Origin of the sequence: Sphaerisporangium album, from assembly GCF_003323745.1 — a bacterium.
Lineage (GTDB): Bacteria > Actinomycetota > Actinomycetes > Streptosporangiales > Streptosporangiaceae > Sphaerisporangium > Sphaerisporangium album.
On record NZ_QOIL01000018.1, the window covers coordinates 32,380 to 52,577 of the forward strand.

The window sequence follows — 20,198 nt, forward strand, 5'->3', positions numbered from 1 at the left end:
ACGCTCCTGAACGCCGGGCGAACATCGGGCGAACCGCGGGCGCCGGCGGCCCGCGCCCGGGCGTCAGGCGGTGCGGCGGAGAGGTTCGATGAGCTCCAGGGCGACCTCGACGGCCGCCTTCTTACGCTCGTCCTCGCTGACCTCGTCCTCCTTGAGCAGGAACCAGGCCGCGTGAAGCGTGAAGATGGCCATCGAGCTTCTGAGGCGCTGCGCCGTCGAGTCGTGCTCCTCCCACAGGATGCCGACCAGGCTGGTCATGAGGCTGCGCATCTTCTCCAGTTTCGGATGATCGCGCAGCGCGGTCTGGTTGCGCTCCATGAACCTCATGAACGCGTGGTGGTTGGCGTTGTAGAGGGACTCGGCGTACCGCAGGACGAACTCGCGCCGGGTCTCGACGGTGCGCGGCTGGTCCTGCGCCCACTTGATCAGGCGCTCCATCTCGGCCTGCCGGTCCTCGCCGAGGCTGGCCACGATGTCGTCCTTGGTCCTGAAGTGGTAGTACAGCGCCGCCTTCGTCACGCCGAGTTCTTCGGCGATCTCCCTCAGTGAGGTCGCCTCATAGCCCTGCTCGGTGAAGAGCTTCAGGGCGATCTCCTGGATGCGAGTCCTTGTGTCGGTATGTTCCCTCATGTCTGTTTCGGACCGCTCCTGTCCCCATTTATTAACTTGACGGCCGACAAGTAAGTTATCTACCTTTGGCAGTATAGTCACTAGCCGGTCGGCAAGTAAGCAACCGACTACCAGGTAACTACCAAGGGGGCTCAAAGGAATGACGGAGACCGAGGCCGAGATAGTTCCCGGCCGTCGGCGGGAGGTCATGGTCGTCCTGCCAGGCCTGATGCTCGCCATCATGCTGGCCATGCTCGACAACATGATCGTCGGTACCGCGATGCCGCGCATCGTGGGCGAGCTCGGCGGCCTGGCCCATCTCTCCTGGGTGGTGACGGCGTACGTCCTCGGGACGACCGTCTCGACTCCGATCTGGGGAAAGATCGGTGACCTGTACGGACGCAAGACCATCTTCCTGGCGTCCATCGCCATATTCATGGTCGGCTCCGCCCTGTGCGGCATGGCCGGCTCGGACATCTTCGGCGGCACCTCGGGCGGCATGGGCGAGCTCATCGCCTTCCGCGCCATCCAGGGACTCGGCGCCGGCGGCCTCATGGTCAACGCCATGGCCATCATCGGCGACCTGGTCCCGCCCCGCGAGCGCGGCCGCTACCAGGGCATCATGGCCGCGATCATGGCGCTGGCGATGGTCGCGGGCCCGCTCGTCGGCGGCTTCATCACCGACAACCTGAACTGGCGCTGGGCCTTCTACGTGAACCTGCCCATCGGCGCCATCGCGTTCGTCTGGCTGCTCCTGCGCCTGCACCTGCCGAAGTACCGCACCGAGCACCGCATCGACTGGCTGGGCGCCGCCCTTCTGGGCGTGGGCATCACCGCCCTGGTCCTCATCACCACCTGGGGCGGCACGGAGTACGCCTGGGGCTCCTGGCAGATCCTCGGCCTCGTGGCCGTGGCCGTCGTGAGCCTCGCCGTCTTCATCCCGGTCCAGCGCCGGGTCGCCGAGCCGATCATGCCCCTGCACGTCTTCCGCGACCGGAACTTCACCCTCGTCTCGCTGGTGGGCTTCCTTCTCGGCTTCGCCATGTTCGGCGCCATCAACTTCCTGCCGCTGTTCCAGCAGACCGTCCAGGGGGAATCGGCGACCAACTCCGGCCTTCTGCTGCTGCCGATGATGGCCGGCATGATGGCGATCTCGCTGATCGCCGGGCAGGCCATCACCAAGACGGGCAAGTACAAGGCGTGGCCGTTCTTCGGCGGCGTGGTCATGGTGGTCGGCATGTGGCTGCTGTCGCTCCAGGACGTCAACACCACCACCTGGCAGACCGGCCTGTTCATCGCCGTGCTCGGCCTCGGCATGGGCGGCCTGATGCAGACCACGATGCTCATCGCGCAGAACAGCGTCGAGCAGAAGGACCTCGGCGTGGCCAGCAGCGCGTCCACCTTCTTCCGCTCCATCGGCGGCTCGTTCGGCGTCTCGCTCTTCGGGGCCATCTTCAACCACCAGCTCACCGCCAACCTGACCGACAGGCTCGGACCTCAGGCGGCCGCGATGGCCCAGGGCGGCAGCGGCCGTCTCGACCCGACCGCGCTGGCCGGGCTGCCCGCGCAGGTCCGCGACGGCTTCCTGTCCTCGCTGGCCGACTCCATCTCCAGCGTGTTCTTCTGGGCCATCTTCATCTCGGTGCTGGTGCCGGTGTTCGCGGCCTTCATCAAGGAGGTCCCGCTGCGCTCCGGCCCCGCCGCCCCGGGTTCCGCGCCGAAGGACGGCACGGGCGACGACGCCAAGGACGCGATGCCGGTCGCGGCCTTCGACTGAGACGCCGCGCCCCTCTCACGTCCCATCCGCTTCATCGCTACGGCCGTGGCCACCTCCCCGTGGTCACGGCCGTAGCCGTTCCGGCCGTAGGCGGACACGGCAGGCATCTGATCGCTCGTTCCCCGCAGGCGCCCGGCAAGTGCCCTGCAAGCGACCCCTTCTAGCGTCGGGCGCGCCCCCCTTGCGAGAACCCCGGCGGGAACCACGGAGACCCGCCAGAACGAGGAGTCCCGACGTGTCCACCGCAGCCCTGATGGTGCTCATCTTCGGCGTGATCGCCCTGGTCCTCGGAGGTGTCGGCCTCGGTCTGCTGTTGTCGGCCCGCGACTTCCGCCGCATCGCGCTTCGCGTCCCCGGGGAGGTCGTGCGGCTGCGCGAGAGGCGCGACGACGAGGGATCCGTCTACTACCCGACCACCGGTTCATGACGCTGAACGGGCAGTACGTCGAGGCCGAGACCGGCGTCGGGAGCAGCCCGCCCTCGGCCCGCGTCGGCGACCGGGTGACCGTGCTGTACGACCCGGCCGGGCCGGACCGCATCCGTCTGGAGGGCTTCTGGGCCGGCGGCAACGGCGTCGGCGTTCTGTTCGCGTTCCTGGGCCTCGTGTTCCTGGTGGCCGCGGCGGCCATAGCGGCGTTCAGCCCCTGACCCGCCGGGCGCCTCGGGCGCCCCGAGCCGCCGAGCCGGAGGCGCGGCACAGGCGCGGCACCGCGGGGTTGCCTGCCGGACTTCTCGGAAGTCCCGGGCGAAGATATGGTTAGTTAGCGTAAGCAACTAACTTGCTGAAAGGGTGCCTGTGCGGACGAAGCACTATCACTGGGTCGCGCTGAGCAACACCACGCTGGGGATGCTGCTCGCCACCGTCAACTCGTCGATCGTGATCATCTCGCTGCCGGCCATCTTCCGTGGCATCCACCTGGACCCGCTCGAACCCGGCAACGTCAGCTACCTGCTGTGGATCCTGATGGGGTACATGCTCGTCTCGGCCGTCCTGGTGGTGACGCTCGGCCGCCTCGGCGACATGTTCGGCCGCGTGCGCATGTACAACGCCGGGTTCGCCGTCTTCACCCTCGGCACCCTCGCGCTGGCCCTGGACCCGTTCCAGGCCGACGCCGGCGCGATGTGGCTGATCGGCTGGCGGGTCTTCCAGGGCATCGGCGGCGCGCTGCTCATGGCCAACTCCGCCGCCATCCTCACCGACGCCTTCCCCGCCGAGCGGCGCGGCATGGCGATCGGCGTCAACCAGGTCGCCGCGATCGCGGGCAGCTTCTTCGGCCTGGTCGCGGGCGGGCTGCTCAGCGAGATCAACTGGCGGCTGGTGTTCTTCGCCTCCGCGCCCATCGGCGTCGCCGGGACGATCTGGGCCTACAAGTCCCTGCGCGAGACCGTCCGCAGGACCTCCGGCGCACGCGTCGACTGGCTGGGCAACGCGACCTTCGCCGTCGGCCTGACGGCGCTGCTGGCCGGGGTCACCTACGGCATCCAGCCCTACGGCGGCCATCCCATGGGATGGACCAACCCGTGGGTGCTCGCCGGGGTCGTCGGCGGCGCGGCCGTGCTGGGCCTGTTCTGCGTGATCGAGACCCGGGTCGCCCAGCCGATGTTCCACCTGGAGCTGTTCCGCGTCCGCGCCTTCGTGGCCGGCAACTCCGCCGGGCTGCTCACCGCCATCGCGCGCGGCGGCATGCAGTTCATGCTGATCATCTGGCTGCAGGGCATCTGGCTGCCGCTGCACGGCTACCGCTTCGAGGAGACCCCGCTGTGGGCGGGCATCTACCTGCTGCCGCTGACCGTCGGCTTCCTGGTGGCCGGCCCGCTTTCGGGGCACCTGTCGGACCGGCACGGGGCGCGGGCGCTGTCCTCCGGCGGGCTGGTGCTGTCCGCGCTGGCCTTCACCGGGCTGCTGCTGATCCCCACCGACTTCCCGTACTGGCTGTTCGCCGTGCTCATCTTCCTGAACGGCGTGGGCTCGGGCCTGTTCGCCGCGCCCAACTCCACCGCGATCATGAACTCCGTCCCGGCGGGGCAGCGCGGCGTGGCCTCCGGCATGGGGGCGACGTTCACCAACGCCGGCATGGTGCTGTCGATCGGCGTCTTCTTCTCGCTGATGATCGCGGGCCTGGCGGACACCCTGCCGCGCACGCTGACCGCGGGCCTCACCGAGCACGGCGTCCCGTCCGCCATCGCCGCCCAGATCGGGAACCTGCCCCCGGTCGGCACGCTGTTCGCGGCCTTCCTCGGCTACAACCCGGTCGAGAGCCTGCTCGCCCCCACCGGCACGCTCGCCTCGCTCACCCCGGCCGACGCCGGGACGCTCACCGGCGGGTCCTACTTCCCGAACCTCATCTCCGGCCCGTTCCACCACGGCCTGGTCATCGTGTTCACGCTCGCGATCGCCATCTCGCTGCTCGCCGCCCTCGCCTCGCTGCTGCGCGGAGGCCGGTACGTGCACGAGGATGAGCCCACGCCCCGGAAGGTGGTCGCCGTGGGCGAGTCGTGACCGCGCGCAGTGGAAGGCCTCATGATCGAACAATCCCCCGGCGTCACCCTCGCCGACGCCGAACTCGCCGACCGCCTGCGCAAGGCCCTGGCACGCCTGTCCCGGCGGGCCCGCCAGCAGGTGCCGCAGGCGCTCACGGTGAGCCAGGTCTCCACGCTGTCGGCCGTGGAAGCCCTGGGCCCGGTCCGCCTGGTCGACCTGGCCGCCCACGAGGGCGTCAGCGCCCCCACGCAGAGCAGGCTGGTCGGCAGCCTGGAGACCCTGAACCTGCTGACCCGCGCGCCCGACCGCGCCGACCGCCGCGCGTCCCTCCTCACGCTCACCGAGGAGGGACGCGCCCGTCTGGCCCAGCTCCGCGACGACCGCTCGGCGTTCTTCACCGCCCGGGTCGCCGCCCTGCCGCCGGCCCAGCGGGCCGCGCTCGCCGCCGCCCTGCCCGCGCTGGAGTCGCTCGCCGCGCCCTGATCACATAGGTGATTTTCTTCATGATTCCCCGCAGGTAGTAGCGTCGGATCATGCGACTAGGCGTCCTCGACATCGGCTCGAACACGGTGCATCTTCTGGTGGTGGACGCCCACAGGGGCGCGCAGCCGCTGCCGGCGTACTCGCACAAGGCCGAGATGCGCCTGGCCGAGCACCTCCACGACGGCGACACGCTGTCCACGCAGGGGGAACGCGAGCTGCGCCGGTTCATCGAGGAGTCGCTGCGCATCGCCGAGGACAAGGGCGTGGAGGACATCATGGCCTTCGCCACCTCGGCCGTGCGCGAGGCGTCCAACGGCGAGGACGTGCTGGGCCGCCTGCGCGACGCCACCGGCGTCGACCTGCAGGTCCTCTCGGGGCAGGACGAGGCCAGGCTGACGTTCCTGGCGGTGCGGCGCTGGTTCGGCTGGTCCTCCGGCAGGCTGCTGGTGGTGGACATCGGCGGCGGGTCCCTGGAGATCGCCTCCGGCGTCGAGGAGGCGCCGGACGTCGCCGTCTCGCTGCCGCTCGGCGCCGGGCGGATGACGCGCCGCTGGTTCACCGGCGACCCGCCGCCCGCCGTGGAGGTGCGGGACCTGCGCCGGCAGGTGCGCGCGCAGATCGGCAGGGTGGTCGGCGACGTCGTGAAGTACGGGCGCGCCGACCACGCGGTGGCGACGTCCAAGACGTTCAAGCAGCTCGCCCGCATCGCCGGCGCCGCGCCCTCCGCCGAGGGCCCCTACGTCCGGCGGACGCTGAGCCACAAGAACCTGTCCAACTGGACCGAGCGGCTCACCTCCATGACCAACGCCCAGCGCGCCGGGCTCCCCGGCGTCTCCTCCGGCCGCGCGCCGCAACTCCTGGCCGGCGCCATCGTCGCCGACGCCACCATGGACCTGTTCGAGCTGGGTGAGCTGGAGATCTGCCCGTGGGCGCTGCGCGAGGGAGTCATCCTGCGCCGCCTGGACGGCATGCCCGGCACGTGAGCGGTCGGCGTCTCTTGCGTAACGCAACCCCCGCGAACGGCGCGGCGGCCCCGCGGAATCAGTACGTTCACCTGCGTGGGGCGAAGTGTGAGCGTGCCCGTCGCGGGCACGAGTCCCACGCCACAACACAAGAGGAGGATGGGCGATGATGGAGATCATCGGCGCGGCCTGGACAGTTCTGGCCGTCCTGATGCTCGCGGGACTCGCCCTGATACTCATCGCCGTGGTGACGCTGATCCTCCTGGCGCTGATGGCCTCGGCCACCAGCCCCGAGCCCGACCTCACGTCCGTCCCGCGTCCAGAGCCTTCCGGGAAGCTCCCGGCGGCCTCTCCGGCCCCCCGGCCGGTCCAGGAGCGCAGGGACGGCCGCGTGATGATGGGCCAGGCCAGGGGCGTCGTCATCCGGAGGGAGGGCCACCCGGGAGTCCCGTGAGGCGGGTCGTACGCCCGCGCCGCGGTCAGCGAAGCGGCGCCGCCTCGACACGGTGCCCGGCGAGATGGGCCAGGACGGCCTGGTTGGCCTCCCACCCGTCGGGGAACTTCACCGGGACGTTCAGGCGGACCGGCTCGGCCGAAGGATGCGCGTCGAGCAGTTCGGGGATCCCGGCGCGGGCGACGACCACGCACGCGTGCCGATGCCGTGAGGTCAGCACGCACAGCCGCCCGGACTCCAGGTGGAAGGCCGTCGCGTCCCTGCGCCCCGACAGCGGGTGCAGGACGATCGTGACGTCGTACTCGCGGCCCTGCAGCCGGTTGGCCGTGTCGACGGTGACCCCCGGCGGCGGCCCGGCGGCCAAGATCGCGGCCACCTGGTCGCGGTGCGCCGCCCCGATCGCGATGCGCTCGGCCGTCACCGGGCGCTCGCCACGCTCGGAGATCGCCACCGGCGCGCGCTGCACGAGCCTCGTGGCCAGCAGGGCGGCGGCCTGGACGGCCTCGGCGTCGGTGCGCAGGGTGTGCCGGCTCGGCAGCTCGTACAGCGCCCAGCCGCCGGACGCGGCCTCTTCCAGTGCGCGGTCGTAGGCGGTGCGCATGCCGCCCGCCCGGAACACCAGGCGCCGCTCGCCCGGCTCGGTGCCCGCACGAAAGCCCGTGAACGGGTAGAACGCCTCGGAGACGACCGGCGCGGCCGAGGCGGGCAACCTCCAGGACACCGGCAGCCGGTGCACGGGCAGGTCGGGGTTGTGGCGCAGCAGCACGGCCACGGCGCTCTGCAGCGGATCCCACGACAGGCCCGCCCAGCGGTCGCCGTCCACGACCGAGAACGGGTCGAGCTGCCCCGGGTCGCCCACGAACAGCGCCCGCTCGAACATGCCCGCGACGCGCAGCAGCTTGTCCGAGCGCATCTGGTACGCCTCGTCCACGATCGCCCACGGCCAGGTGCGGTCGCCCGCCCACGCCCACTTGTCGGCGGTGGCCACCACCACGGCGGGGTCGCCCAGCTCGGGCAGCTTGGTGCCTACGGCGGCCTTGCCCATCACCCGGGCCGGCACGACGTAGTCGGACGCCGACAACCGGCCGACCGGCAGGCCGGGGTGCTCCTCGGCGAGGCGGACGATCAGGTCGTCCACCTGCTCGTTGGTCTGCGCGACGATCATCAGCGGCTCGCCGGACTCCGCCAGGTGCCCGGCCGCGCGCACCACCAGCGTCGACTTGCCCGCGCCCGGCGGCGAGTCGACGACGACGCCCCGGTGCCGCGGCAGATCGTCCAGCACGGCGTCGACGACCGCCGCCGCCTCCGCCGCGGGGGACGGCATCGCGCCGATCACGGCCGCTCCTCCCGGCCGCCGCGCGGGGCCGCCGCTCTCCTCACGCCGGAGGGCGCGCTCATGACCACTCCTCCTGATCGTCCTCGGTGCTCGGGACGTACTCCGGCGGGGGGCCGCCGTGCGTCCAGGGAGTCTCCTCGGGGGCGGGCAGGCTCGCGGGCGGCTGGTACTCGTCGCTGAGCGCGGCGTAGCAGACCTGGTCGCCGACCTCGGGGACCGCGCCGGGCGTCGCGACCTTGCCGCGCCCCATGCCCTTGACGATCTTCAGGGTCACCAGCTCGCCGTCGACCTCCACGACCTCGGCCTGCTGGCCGCGCCGGTCCGGGGTGCCCAGCTTCGTCCCGGTGGCCAGCCGCACCGGATCGCCCGTCCGCACGGTGAGCAGCGGCCGCAGCTTGCGCCCCCTGCCCTCGCCCTCGGCGTTGGCGGGGTCGGACGCGACGACCGTGCCGGTGAACGCCTCGCCGGTCAGCCGGTAGGCCGCCATCACCAGCGGGTCGTCGTAGGCGCGCTGCGCGTCGTAGGACGCCTGCGCGCGCTCCATGCGGGCCAGCCGGGACGCCGCCGCGACCGCGCCGTCGTGCTTGGGCTGGGGCGGCCCGCCCTCGGCGAGCTGCTCGGCGAAGGCGGTGAACGACCCGCGGTCGGTCTCCCACCGCGCCGAGGCGCCCCTGCCCTCGGGCAGCCCGCGCAGCAGGTCCACCGCTCGCCACATCAGCCGCCAGGTCGGATCGAGCTGCGTGCGCACCGCCTCGGCGACCCGCGCGGCCGCCCGCTCGCCCGGCGCCTCCTCGTACGCCCGGATCGCCGGCGCCAGCACCTCGGCGTCGAAGCCGGGGTCGGTGGCCGGGCCCGCGGGCGGCCACACCAGCGGATCCTCCGCCTCCCTCGCCGCGTCCGCCCCGGTCGTGCCCGGCGGCGGGTCGATCCAGCCGATCAGCGACGCGAGGTTGGCGTCCTCCAGCGCGCTCTGGCCCGTGGCCCAGTGCAGCGACAGCGCCTCGGTGGCCGCCAGCAGCAGCGCCGAGCCGGGGTGGCGCGCCCGCTGGGCGAAGAACGTGAGCCACCGGCCGAGGATCGGCACCGACGGGTGGACGGCGTGCGGGCCCTCCGCGCGGCGGAACCGCGTCGAGCGGCCGAGCAGCAGCGTGAACGCCAGCGCGGAGCGGCCCGGGACCAGCAGTTGCGGCGCGTCGGCGCACCGCTCGTACGGCTCGGCGCCGCGCCGCTCGACCGTCTCGGTCTCCTTCAGGAAGCCCTCGACGTACGGCAGGACGATCTCGGCCAGCTCGGCGGCGAACGCGAACCGCAGGTCGCGGTCGCGTGGCTGGGGCACCACCAGCAGGTGGGGATGGCCGGGGTCGGTGCCCACCATCGCGGCCAGCGGCGCGGCGGCCTCGCCCGCGAGCCGCAGCGGGATGAACACCATGGGCCGCTCGGACAGGTGGCAGTGGCGCACGGTGGCGAGCCGCTGGGCCGTCCCGGTTCGCACGGCCCGCAGGCGGGCGAGGGCGGCGAGCGTGCTCATCGTGCCTCCGCGATCGGGCGACGGCGTCCACGCGGGCGCGGGCGCCGGTGCGGTTGTGCCCGGCGGCGGGTGGGGCTCATCCCGCCTCCGCGTAGATGCGGTCGGCCAGGCGCAGCAGCCGGGCGATCTCCTCCTGGCCCTCGCCGGGGGTCAGGGAGCCGTCGGCCAGCCCCAGCGCCTCCGACACCGTCGCCACCCCGCCGAGCGCGTCGCGGACCTGACGTCCCAGCAGCTCGGTCGACCCCCCGGCCGCGGCCTCGTCCCGGCAGAAGAAGCACAGGTCGCACGTCGACAGGCACTCGGGCGCGTACCGGGCCCCGACCGTGCGCACCGCCTCACGCAGCTCGGGCACCGGGCGCGTCGGCACGCCGTCGGCGTCCGGCGCCAGGTCGAAGGTCAGCTCCTCGGGCAGCCCGTCCACGATCGCGCCGACCCTGGCCATGCGCGAGAGCTGCCTGCGCAGCACAGCCAGCTCCCTGCGCACGTCCAGCAGCGTCCCCGCCGGGCGGTTCGCGAAGTTCTCCGGGCACACGAGCACGACCTCGTGCGACACCCGGGCCGGGTCGTGGCCGAGCTCCGCCAGCATGGTGCGCAGCGCCAGCACGTACACCGCCGCCTGGCGCGCCGCCGCCGCCACCTTGTCCGGCTCGGCCTGGCCGTCCACGATCGCGAACGACTTGATCTCCACGATGTGGAACCGGCCCGCGAGCCGGAAGGCCACGACGTCCGGCTCCAGGTACGAGGTGTGCCCCGCGATCTCCAGCCGCAGCAGCGGGTGGTCGTACAGGGTGCCCGCCTCGTCGTCGTCGCGGGCGGCCCGGTCGATCAGCTTGAGCGTGTGGGCGTGGCGCAGGTGCGCCGACGGGTTGCCGCCGATGTCGCCGAGGTCGGTGTAGGCGGCGAGCGGGATCGGCAGGCCCAGCAGCTCGCGCAGCAGCCGCAGCAACTCGGCGCAGCCCGAGTCCTTCACCAGCGCCTCGAACGCGTTGCCGCGGGTGATCGCGAACGGCGACTGCCCGAACGGCGCCGGGAACCCCAGATGGGTCGCGGTCGCGTCCTTGTCCACCCCCGCGGCGTCCATCACCGCGCGCCGCGCGCACCCGGGGTTGGCCGCCAGCGCGGCGATCGCCCGCGCGTCGTGCGGCCGCGCGGGCACGGCGCCGCGCAACCGGTCGAACCGCTCCACCTCACACCTCTCTCTGCCACGCGACATGAACACCGGACCGCACGGCCGCCCCGGGCGCGGCGCGGGCTCTCACGACGCCTCCTCGCGGGCGAGGCTCAGGATCGTGCCGCCGAACAGCCGTTCGGCGTCCCCCAGGCGGGCGCGGGCGCGGTCGGCGATCCGCGCGCGGGCGTCCGCGTCCGCGCCGGCGTGGACCTCCAGCTCGGCGCGGGCCGCCTTGACCACCATGGCCGGACGGGGCGGGGCGTCGGGCGCGACGGGAACGCCGGGGACGTTGTACGCGAGCCGCGACAGCAGTCTCTCCGCGCCGGACGGCGTCGGCTCGCCCGCCTCCTCCAGCCGCAGGATGTGCTCGGCCACGCGGATCGCCGTGGTGAGGAAGTCGACGCGGGGGCTCAGCGGGCCGATCGCCCGGCGCTCCAGTGGCCACGTGCTGACCGTGAGCAGGCCGCGCGAGGCCGACAGGCGGTCGGTGAGCGCGGCGCACAGGTAGTACGGCCGCGCGAACGGCGAGGACCTGAAGGAACGCTCCTCGTCCCTGCGAAGGCTGGCGAGCTGCGTGCCCCGCAACGAGCCCGCCCGCAGCGCGCCGTGCACGGCGACGATCATCTTCGCCGACGCGGGCACGCCAAGGATCGTCAGCGCCTGGTGCACCTGCTCGCGCACGGGCACCAGCGCGCCCGGCTCCCGCGCCGCCCCGGCCCGCGGCGCCTCGTCCGGCTCGCTCGCCGAGGGGGTCTCGCGGGCGGGCGGCTCCTGGTCGGCCAGCGCCTGGTCCCACGCGCGCTCCACGCCGCGCAGCTCGGCCCGCAGCGACCTCGCCAGCGCGCCGTCCCGGGCGCGCACGGCCCGGCGGACCTCCGCGCGGAGCGCGTTGATGCGCTCCTCCAGAGCGTCCAGCCTTTCACTCACGCCCGGAGCGTACCAACAGTTCCCTTGAGTTCCAGACATTTCCAATATTCACAGCGCGTCGCCGTTCCGCGGGCGCGGCGCTCTCAGCTCAGGGGTCTGAAGTAGGTCCCCGGGCGCTCGCTGCCCATCACGCCGCCGACGCACCGGTAGACGCGCACCCCCTCCTTGAAAGCCTCCGGGCTCGGGGGCAGCGCCGAGACCATCCACTTGGAGGGGGAGATCTCCCTGGCGACGCCCTGCCTCGACTTCAGCAGCACCTGCATCGAGCAGAGCTTCTTCACCACGGGGTGCGCCTCGAGGTCCTGCAGGTCGTAGGTGATCCCGTCCACGGGCATCGGCGCCACGGCGAAGGTCTCCCACGAGTGGGCCTCCTCGCAGCCGCGCCGCTTGACCGTCACCGACCCCGCGATGGAGACGATGCCGCCCCAGCACTCGGCCTCCTGACTGCAGGCGGCCCGCGCCGCGGCCACCGACGCCGCGGGGCAGTTGGCCGTGACGGTCGCAACGGCCCCGGCGGTCGGCTCCAGGCCGCCGGACGGCAGGCCCGTGCCCACGCCCGCCCCCGTCGCCGGTGGAGCGCTCGCCGGCATGGTCGTGGCGGCGTCGGGCGTCGCGCCCTCGTGGAGGGCGAGGGCCGTCCCGATCGTCAGCAGCAGGGCGAACACCCCGGCGACCGCGACGTACGCGCCGGTGTGCGCGTTCTGCTTCGGCGTGTGCGGGGGGAGGGTACTGGACACGGCACGTGCGCTCGGCCCGGTGACGGCCTCCCGGGGGGACGGGCGCCCGCCTCGGTCAGGGCCGTCCCCGTGCCGCCGGGACGGCCCGGTGGGAGCCGAATGCCGGGAATGGGCCGGGGGCGCGGACGGCGCGCTCCGCGCGGCGGGGCGGGAGTACTGCGGCGGGCGCTCGTACGGCCCGGAGTGGCCGGGCGCGCTCGCGTGGGGGAGCGGCGCCGAATGTCCGTGGGGGGCCGGATGCGACAGCGGTCCCGAGTGCCCGGGGTGGCCCGGCTGGGCGGCCGGACCGGGGTGGCTCGGCTGGGCCACCTGATATGCCACCGACGGACCGCCCGATCCGGATCGCCCGGAGTGCCCCGGCCGTCCCGGCAGCACGGCCGCGGGGATCGCCGCGAGGGCGTCCCGCAGGTCGGCGGCGGACGGGATGCGCTCGCGGGGGTCGGCCGCCATGCCCGCGCGGAGCACGGCGGTCAGCTCCGGCGCCACCCCGGGGATCTCCGGGACCGGCCGCCGGTGCAACGCCATGATCATCGCGACGTTGACCACGCCGCTCTCGGGGAAACGCGGCGGACGCCCGCTGAGCAGCGCGTACAACGTCGCCGACAGCGAGTAGACGTCGCCCGCCGGGCTCGGCTCGGCGAGCTCGAACGCCTCCGGAGGGCCGAACGCCGGGGTCAGCGACTCGCGGGTCACCGACATCTCGCCCTCGGTGTGAGCGGTCGCGGCCAGCCCGAAGTCCGACAGCGCCACCATCCCGTACCCGTTCACCAGGATGTTGGCCGGTTTCACGTCACGGTGCAGCACGCCCGCCGTGTGGGCCGCCGCCAGCGCGTCGGCGATGCGCACCCCGATGTCGCGCACCTCGGCGGGGCTCAGCGGGCCCTGCTCGCGCAGCCGGTCCGACAGCGAACCGCCCGGGCACAGCTCCAGCACCATGTACGGACGCCCGTCGCCGAGCACCCCGGCGTCGTACACGTCCGCCACGTGCGGGTGGCCCGACAGCGCCCCGGCCGAGCTGACCTCGCGCATGAAGCGCCGCCGGTCGCGCTCGGAGACCAGCACGCGGTTGTCGACCTTGAGAGCGACCTCGCGGCGTACGGCGAGCTGCCGCGCGCGGTACACCACGCCGAACCCGCCCTGACCGAGGATTCCGAGCACCTCGTACCCCGGCACCTCGGGCGCCCCAGGCTCGCCCACCCGCCACCTCCCTCACGGCCCGCGAGCGGCACCCTATCGGAAGGTTCTCGCTCATATTTCCGTATAGATCACACTCACCCGGTGCCGATACGGCGGGGAGGGAGGAAAAGCCCTGCTCACCACCGGGCGCGGCGCGTGGGAACGCGAGCGCCCGGCGATCCGACGGGGACCGCCGGGCGGGCGTGCCGCGCGGGGTGTGCCGGCCGGGCGGCCACGGGTGACGGGCCGCCGGAGGACGGGCGGTCAGTGGGAGCCGGTGAGCTGGATGTCGTGGACGCGGGGGTCGCCCTCGTCGGCGAAGTAGTCGGAGGGGCGGGTGGCGTCGGCGCCCTCGGCGAGCTTGGCGGCGCGGGCGATCAGCGTGCCGACGAGGGCCACCACCAGGTTCACGGCCAGGGCCAGGAAGCCGGCGTAGATCGTCATCTTGGTGTCCAGGCCCAGCTTCGCCAGCGGGAACGCCGACCCGCCGAAGTGGGCGTGGTCGGTGGCGGGGTTGGCGATGTTGTAGAGCATCAGCATGCCGGCGGCCATGCCCGCCGTCCAGCCGGCGATCAGCCCGCCCCGGTGCAACCAGCGGGTGTAGAGGCCGAGCCCGACCGAGGGCAGCGTCTGCAGGATGATCACGCCGCCGATGAGCTGGAGGTCGATGGAGAACTGCGGGTCGATCAGCAGGATGACCAGAACCGCGCCGATCTTCACGACCAGCGAGGCGATCTTGCTGACCGCCGCCTCCTGGGCGTTGGTGGCGTCCCGCCTGATGTACTCCTTGTAGATGTTGCGCGTGAACAGGTTGGCCGCCGCGATCGACATGATGGCCGCGGGCACCAGCGCGCCGATGCCGATGGCGGCGTAGGCGACTCCGGTGAACCAGTCGGGGAACATCGCGTCGAAAAGCTGGGGCACCACGGTGTTGGGGTCGGCCTTGCCGCCCGCGGTGATCGGCTTGACCCCGGCCGCGATCGCCATGTAGCCGAGCAGCGCGATGAGGCCGAGCAGGAGGCTGTAGGCGGGCAGCGCGGACATGTTCCGCTTGATCACGCCCCGGTTGCGCGCCGCGAGCACGCCGGTGACGCTGTGCGGGTACAGGAACAGCGCCATCGCCGAGCCGAGCGCCAGCGTGACGTACTGGAGCTGGTTGTTGGCGTTGAGCAGGTAGCCGTCACCGGGCGCGGGGGTGGCCTCGAACTTCGCCCGGGCCGCGTCGAAGATCGAGCCCATGCCGCCGAGCCGCGTCGGGATGTAGATCACCGCCACGAGGATCACGATGTAGATGAGCGTGTCCTTGACGAAGGCGATCAGCGCCGGGGCGCGCAGGCCCGACTGGTAGGTGTAGGCGGCGAGGATCGCGAACGCGATGATCAGCGGCAGCTCGCCGCTGACGCCCATCGACTTCAGCACCGCCTCGATGCCGACGAGCTGGAGGGCGATGTAGGGCATCGTGGCGACCAGCCCGGTGATCGCGATCAGCAGGGCCAGCGTCGGGGAGCCGAACCGGGCGCGGACGAAGTCGGCGGGGGTCACCAGGCCGTGCACGTGGGACACCGACCACAGCCGGATCACCACGAGGAAGATCAGCGGGTAGGTGATGATCGTGTAGGGCAGGGCGAAGAACCCGGTCGCGCCGGCGCCGTACAGCAGGGCGGGGACCGCCACGAAGGTGTAGGCGGTGTAGAGGTCGCCGCCGACGAGGAACCAGGTGATCCACGTGCCGAACTTCCGTCCGCCGAGGCCCCACTCGTCCAGGCTCGCCAGGTCGTCGGGGCGGCGCCAGCGGGCCGCGACGAACCCCATGCCGCTGACGAGCAGGAACAGGACGGCGAAGACCACGATCTCGGTGAGATGCTCGCTCATCGGCCGTTCCTCCGCTTGCCGACCTGGTACACGATGGTGGTGGAGGCGACGCCGAGGATGATGAAGGCGAGCTGCGCCCAGTAGAACAGCGGGAGCCCGAACAGGCGGGGCTCGTCCGCGTTGTAGACGGCGGTGATCAGAGGGATCACGATCGGCACGAGCAGCAGCCAGTTCCACGGGCTGCGATCGCTCCTGGCCGGGCGCTGATCGCTGGGTGGCGTGGTCAACTCACTCTCCTCGCGAAAGGGAGGCGGCACCGGCCTGGCGAGGCCGGTGATCCGGTCGAGCGGAAGCGTAATTTCGCGTGCGAGGCGAAACCTTCACCGATCTGTGAACGGACTTGTTGGCGCGGTGAACGGGCCCCCGTGCGCGCCCCTCGGCGATCTTCCCAGCTCAGGGGGGTCGTGAAGGGGAGGCGTGCCCCGGGGGTGGCCTTTCGGCGACGCGGCGGGCCCGGTCGCCGATCGTCGTCGGCGCGGGTCTTGACAAGCGGCCTGACGCGCGCGGGAACGGCCATGACTTGAGGCGCGGGCGCCCGCGATCCTCGGCGGTGGCCTCAGGCCCGGGCGTGGGGGAAGATGATCGCCGAGGGGTGGCCGGGGTCGTGGAATATCTCCTGGTCGGCGGCGACCGCCGTACGGCCGGTGGCCAGCGGCTCGCCGGTGCCGAGGTTGCGCGCCAGCCGGGGGTAGGCCCCGCTGGCCACCTGGACCCGCACCCGGTGCCCCCGCAGGAAACGGTGGGCGATCGGCCACAGCTCGACCTCGACGCGGCGCACGTCGTCCTCGCCGGTGGGCGGCGCTCCGGGGAACAGCCGGCGCACGCCCTCGCACACGTTGTACGACGACCCGTCGGGGTGCACGTCGCAGACGCGGATCACCAGGTCGGTGTAGGGGGTGCTGGAGCGCAGGTAGACGTCGGCGGTGACCGGGCCGATCAGGTCCAGGTCGTCCCGCAGCACGTCGCCGGTGTAGACGAGGACGTCGGGCCGCGCCTCCAGGCGCCGGTTGTCGCGGGGCGCGGAGTTGCCGAGCAGGGTGGGGCCGCCGAGGACCGGCGTGGGCCGGGCGGGGTGGTAGCGGTAGCGGTCCGGGAAGGACTCGGCCGGGGCGCCGGGGCCGAGGCCGAAGCCGGGCTGGAGGTGCCAGCGCCGCCGCGCCATCCCGGGCACGGGCCAGTCGTCGTAGTCGCGCCACATCCCCGCGCCGGTGACGTACAGCCGCACGGGGCTGGCCCGCAGGCCCGAGGAGTCGCCGAGCAGGTGGGCGCGGAACCATTGCAGCGCGTCCAGGTTGGCGAGCCGCCCGTGCCGCACGTCGGCGTGGTGCCAGGGCCCGATCGTGAGGTGGGGACGCCGCCCGGCCGCGCGCATGGCGGCGTAGTCCTTGAGCTGCCAGGGCAGGAAGACGTCGTACCAGCCGCCGGTCATGGTGACGGCCGCCTCGACCTCGCCGACGGTGGCCGAGAAGTCCCTCTTCTTCCAGAACGGCACGGCCGGATCGGCGTGGTGGCTGAGCACCTCCTGGTAGAAGGGCAGCGTGCGCCCGGCGGCCACCTGGTCGAACTCGCCGACGGGACGGCCGGACATCACGGCCCGCTGGGTGCGGCGCGGGGCGAAGACCGGCGCGGCGCCGCTGAGCGGCCCGGACAGCATGGCGGTCAGCGTGCTCCAGCTCAGCACGGCCTCCAGCGCGAAAGAGCCGCCCACGTAGGCGGCGTCACGGAACTGGGAGGCGGTCACCTGTGTCGCCATGGCCCTGAGGTCGGGCCCGGCGAACGGCGCGATGGCCCACTGGGCGTACCCGAGGTAGCTCGGGCCGTGCATGGCGAAGGTGCCGCCGTACCAGGGCTGGGCGCGCATCCACTCGACGGTCGCGAGCCCGTCGTCCTGCTCGTCCAGCGGGGTGAGCTCGCCGCCGGACCCGAACCCGCCTCTGCAGCTCTGCAGGATCACCTGGAAGCCCTGCCGGGCGAACGACCTGCCGTAGACCAGGCCGAACAGTCCGCGCCTGCCGTAGGGGGAGCGGACGAGGATGGTGGGCGGGGCGCTCACGCCGATCGGGATGTACCGGTCGGCCAGCAACATGACGCCGTCCGGCATGGGGACCCGCATGTCCCTGTGCACGACGACCCTGTGCGGTAACCGAGTCATGGGCGCTCCTCGCTTGGAGTCATACCCTCGTGGACGTAAGCGGCGCGTTACTCACTGGTAACATGCTAGTGCTATCGTGCGTCGAGCGCTGTGACGTACGTCACTCCGCCCTCCGGGTGCCGCCGCCGCGGGCGTGTCGGGGCGAACAAGTGGCGCCGCGCACCGGGGGCCGCTAGCATTCCAGCATGCGAAAGACCTCTTCTGCTCAGTGGTGGCGCCCCGCATAGGCGGCGCGACTTTCGCATACCCACGGACGGCCGCCCCGGGAGGCGGCCTTTTTCGTGCCCGCCCGGGGCCAATCGAAGATCAAGAAGGGCGGGGCAAGGGTGGAAACGAGCGCATATACCACCGCCGGTGGCATCGAGGTCGAGGTGACGACCGCCGACGTACCCGAGTCGGTGCTGGAGGACGTCGTCTCCTCGCTCGGCGAGCGTCGCGGCGGCGTGCTCTCCTCCGGAATGGAGTACCCCGGCCGCTACAGCCGATGGCACCTCGCCTACGTCGACCCGGTGCTGGAGATCGTCGCCCGCGGCCGCGCCATCTCCGCCCGCGCGCTCAACGCGCGCGGCCGGGTCGTGATGCCCGCGGTCACCAGCTGCCTGCTGGCCGTGGGCAAGCCCACCACCGAGCCGGCCCCCGACCACGTCGAGGTCCACATCGCCGAGACCGGGGAGATCCTCCCCGAAGAGATGCGCAGCCGCCGTCCCACCGTGTTCACCGCGATCCGTGAGGTGATCGCCGCGTTCGCGGGCGAGGACGAGCACCTCGGCCTGTACGGCGCCTTCGGCTACGACCTGGCGTTCCAGTTCGAGCCGATCCGCCGGCGACTCGAACGCGCGGCCGACCAGCGCGACCTGGTCCTGCACCTGCCCGACCGCGTCATGGTGATCGACCGCAAGCGCGAGACCAGCTACGAGTACCTCTACGAGTTCACCGTCGACGGCGTCTCCACGCGCGGCCTCGAACGCGAGGGGGAGACGGTTTCCCTGCCCGTCCCGCCCGCGGAGGTCCCCGCCGACCCGAAGCGCGGCGAGTACGCCGAGGTCGTCGAGGCCGCCAAGCAGAAGTTCCGGCGCGGCGACCTGTTCGAGGTCGTCCCCGGCCAGGTATTCCACGCCCCCTGCGCCGACCCGGCGGGCTTCTACCGCCACCTGCGCCAGAGCAACCCCGCGCCCTACGAGTTCCTGTTCAACCTCGGCGAGGGTGAGCACCTCGTCGGCGCCTCGCCCGAGATGTACGTCCGCGTCCAGGGCGACCGGGTCGAGACCTGCCCGATCTCCGGCACGATCGCCCGCGGCGCCGACCCCGTGGAGGACGCCGAGGCCATCCGCACCCTGCTCAGCTCCGTCAAGGAGGAGTCCGAGCTCACCATGTGCACCGACGTCGACCGCAACGACAAGTCGCGGATCTGCGTCCCCGGCTCGGTGCAGGTGATCGGCCGCCGTCAGATCGAGCTGTACTCGCGCCTCATCCACACCGTCGACCACATCGAAGGACGGCTCCGCCCCGGCTTCGACGCCCTGGACGCCTTCCTCACCCACATGTGGGCCGTCACCGTCACGGGCGCCCCCAAGACCTGGGCCATGCAGTTCATCGAGGACCAGGAGGCGACCGCCCGCCGCTGGTACGGCGGCGCCGTCGGCTACCTGGGCTTCGACGGGTCCATGAACACCGGGCTCACCCTGCGCACCGCGCAGATCAGGGACGGCGTGGCCATCGTCCGGGCGGGCGCCACCCTGCTGTTCGACTCCGACCCCGCCGCCGAGGAACGCGAGACCGAGCTCAAGGCAAGCGCCCTGCTCGGCGCCCTCGCCGCCGTCGGCCGTCCCCAGGAGCATGCCGTCCCGTCCTCCGCGCCCGAGCGGCCGGGCGAGGGCGTGAAGGTCCTGCTCGTCGACCACGAGGACTCCTTCGTCAACACCCTCGCCGACTACTTCCGCCAGCACGGCGCCGACGTCGTCACGCTCCGCCACGGCTTCCCCCTGTCGATGCTGGAGGAGGTCGACCCGGGCATGGTGGTCCTCTCGCCCGGCCCCGGCTGGCCGTCCGACTTCGGCTGCTCGGCCCTTCTGGACGCCCTCTACGCGCGCGGGCTGCCCGTCTTCGGCGTCTGCCTCGGGCTCCAGGCGATGGTCGAGCAGGCGGGCGGCAGCCTCTCGCTGCTGTCCCACCCCGAGCACGGCAAGCGCGGGCAGGTCGCCCGGGTCGGCGGGGGGGCGCTGCTGGACGGGCTGCCGCAGGAGTTCACCGCCGCGCGCTACCACTCGCTGCACGCCAAACGGCCCGGCGTGAAGGGGTTCACCGTCACGGCCGAGACCCCCGACGGCGCGGTCATGGCCATCGAGGACACCGAGAACCGCCGCTTCGGCGTCCAGTTCCACCCCGAGTCCATCCTCACCGTGGAGGGCGGGGCCGGGGCCAGGATCATCGCCAACGTGTTGCGGCTGTGCCGGGGTTGAGTAAAGGCGGGGGATGAGAAGCGGCCCGCGGCCGTAGAGTCCACGGGCGCGAGCGGGCGTCCGGCCCGCCCGC

The 20,198-nt window shown here is 72.6% G+C and carries 17 protein-coding genes; 8 read left to right on the forward strand and 9 right to left on the reverse strand.

What is annotated here, in order from left to right; genetic code table 11:
* Window positions 1-63 precede the first annotated feature (63 nt).
* Window positions 64-630 carry a TetR/AcrR family transcriptional regulator gene (locus DQ384_RS28215; protein ID WP_114031915.1) on the reverse strand — a complete coding sequence of 189 codons (567 nt, stop codon included), beginning with the start codon at window positions 628-630 and terminating at the stop codon, window positions 64-66.
* A 139-nt stretch (window positions 631-769) separates the two neighbouring features.
* Here DQ384_RS28215 and DQ384_RS28220 point away from each other — a divergent pair, with 139 nt between their 5' ends.
* The 7 genes from DQ384_RS28220 to DQ384_RS28250 all read left to right on the forward strand — a co-directional run bounded on the left by DQ384_RS28220 (window position 770) and on the right by DQ384_RS28250 (window position 6,767).
* Window positions 770-2,386 (forward strand): MDR family MFS transporter, encoded by a 1,617-nt coding sequence (locus DQ384_RS28220; RefSeq protein WP_114031916.1) that lies wholly within the window; start codon window positions 770-772, stop codon window positions 2,384-2,386.
* A 235-nt stretch (window positions 2,387-2,621) separates the two neighbouring features.
* Complete coding sequence (locus DQ384_RS28225) at window positions 2,622-2,813, forward strand: DUF3592 domain-containing protein (protein ID WP_114031917.1); 192 nt, start codon at window positions 2,622-2,624, stop codon at window positions 2,811-2,813.
* Window positions 2,810-3,034 carry a DUF3592 domain-containing protein gene (locus DQ384_RS28230; protein WP_114031918.1) on the forward strand — a complete coding sequence of 75 codons (225 nt, stop codon included), beginning with the start codon at window positions 2,810-2,812 and terminating at the stop codon, window positions 3,032-3,034. Before DQ384_RS28225 ends, DQ384_RS28230 begins: the two co-directional genes overlap by 4 nt.
* Window positions 3,035-3,182: 148 nt before the next feature.
* Window positions 3,183-4,886 (forward strand): MFS transporter, encoded by a 1,704-nt coding sequence (locus DQ384_RS28235; RefSeq protein WP_220183181.1) that lies wholly within the window; start codon window positions 3,183-3,185, stop codon window positions 4,884-4,886.
* A 21-nt stretch (window positions 4,887-4,907) separates the two neighbouring features.
* Window positions 4,908-5,351: a MarR family winged helix-turn-helix transcriptional regulator gene (locus DQ384_RS28240; protein ID WP_114031919.1), complete on the forward strand. Its 444-nt coding sequence runs from the start codon at window positions 4,908-4,910 to the stop codon at window positions 5,349-5,351.
* A gap of 50 nt (window positions 5,352-5,401) precedes the next feature.
* Entirely contained in the window at window positions 5,402-6,334 is a 933-nt protein-coding gene (locus DQ384_RS28245; protein ID WP_114031920.1) for a Ppx/GppA family phosphatase, read from the forward strand.
* Window positions 6,335-6,479: 145 nt separating this feature from the next.
* Window positions 6,480-6,767 (forward strand): hypothetical protein, encoded by a 288-nt coding sequence (locus DQ384_RS28250; RefSeq protein ID WP_114031921.1) that lies wholly within the window; start codon window positions 6,480-6,482, stop codon window positions 6,765-6,767.
* A gap of 25 nt (window positions 6,768-6,792) precedes the next feature.
* Here DQ384_RS28250 and DQ384_RS28255 read toward each other — a convergent pair whose 3' ends face one another.
* The 8 genes from DQ384_RS28255 to DQ384_RS28290 form a co-directional block, all read right to left on the reverse strand.
* Complete coding sequence (locus DQ384_RS28255) at window positions 6,793-8,091, reverse strand: AAA family ATPase (protein ID WP_114032034.1); 1,299 nt, start codon at window positions 8,089-8,091, stop codon at window positions 6,793-6,795.
* 70 nt (window positions 8,092-8,161) lie between these two features.
* Window positions 8,162-9,631, reverse strand: coding sequence for a hypothetical protein (locus tag DQ384_RS28260; protein ID WP_114031922.1), 1,470 nt, complete (start codon window positions 9,629-9,631; stop codon window positions 8,162-8,164).
* A 76-nt stretch (window positions 9,632-9,707) separates the two neighbouring features.
* Window positions 9,708-10,817, reverse strand: a complete 1,110-nt coding sequence (locus DQ384_RS28265; protein WP_245966841.1) for a hypothetical protein — start codon at window positions 10,815-10,817, stop codon at window positions 9,708-9,710.
* Between the two features lie 69 nt (window positions 10,818-10,886).
* A complete protein-coding gene (locus tag DQ384_RS28270; RefSeq protein ID WP_114031923.1) occupies window positions 10,887-11,729 on the reverse strand; it encodes a hypothetical protein in 843 nt (280 codons plus the stop codon).
* Between the two features lie 83 nt (window positions 11,730-11,812).
* Window positions 11,813-13,663, reverse strand: coding sequence for a serine/threonine-protein kinase (locus DQ384_RS28275; protein WP_114031924.1), 1,851 nt, complete (start codon window positions 13,661-13,663; stop codon window positions 11,813-11,815).
* 243 nt (window positions 13,664-13,906) lie between these two features.
* On the reverse strand, window positions 13,907-15,514 hold the full coding sequence (mctP, locus tag DQ384_RS28280) for a monocarboxylate uptake permease MctP (RefSeq protein WP_114031925.1): 1,608 nt from the start codon (window positions 15,512-15,514) through the stop codon (window positions 13,907-13,909).
* A complete protein-coding gene (locus DQ384_RS28285) occupies window positions 15,511-15,741 on the reverse strand; it encodes a DUF3311 domain-containing protein (protein WP_114031926.1) in 231 nt (76 codons plus the stop codon). The genes mctP and DQ384_RS28285 overlap by 4 nt, the downstream gene beginning before the upstream one ends.
* Window positions 15,742-16,070: 329 nt before the next feature.
* Window positions 16,071-17,666: a CocE/NonD family hydrolase gene (locus DQ384_RS28290; protein ID WP_181871471.1), complete on the reverse strand. Its 1,596-nt coding sequence runs from the start codon at window positions 17,664-17,666 to the stop codon at window positions 16,071-16,073.
* 326 nt (window positions 17,667-17,992) lie between these two features.
* Here DQ384_RS28290 and DQ384_RS28295 point away from each other — a divergent pair, with 326 nt between their 5' ends.
* Complete coding sequence (locus DQ384_RS28295; protein ID WP_114031927.1) at window positions 17,993-20,125, forward strand: anthranilate synthase component I; 2,133 nt, start codon at window positions 17,993-17,995, stop codon at window positions 20,123-20,125.
* The last annotated feature ends 73 nt before the right edge of the window (window positions 20,126-20,198 follow it).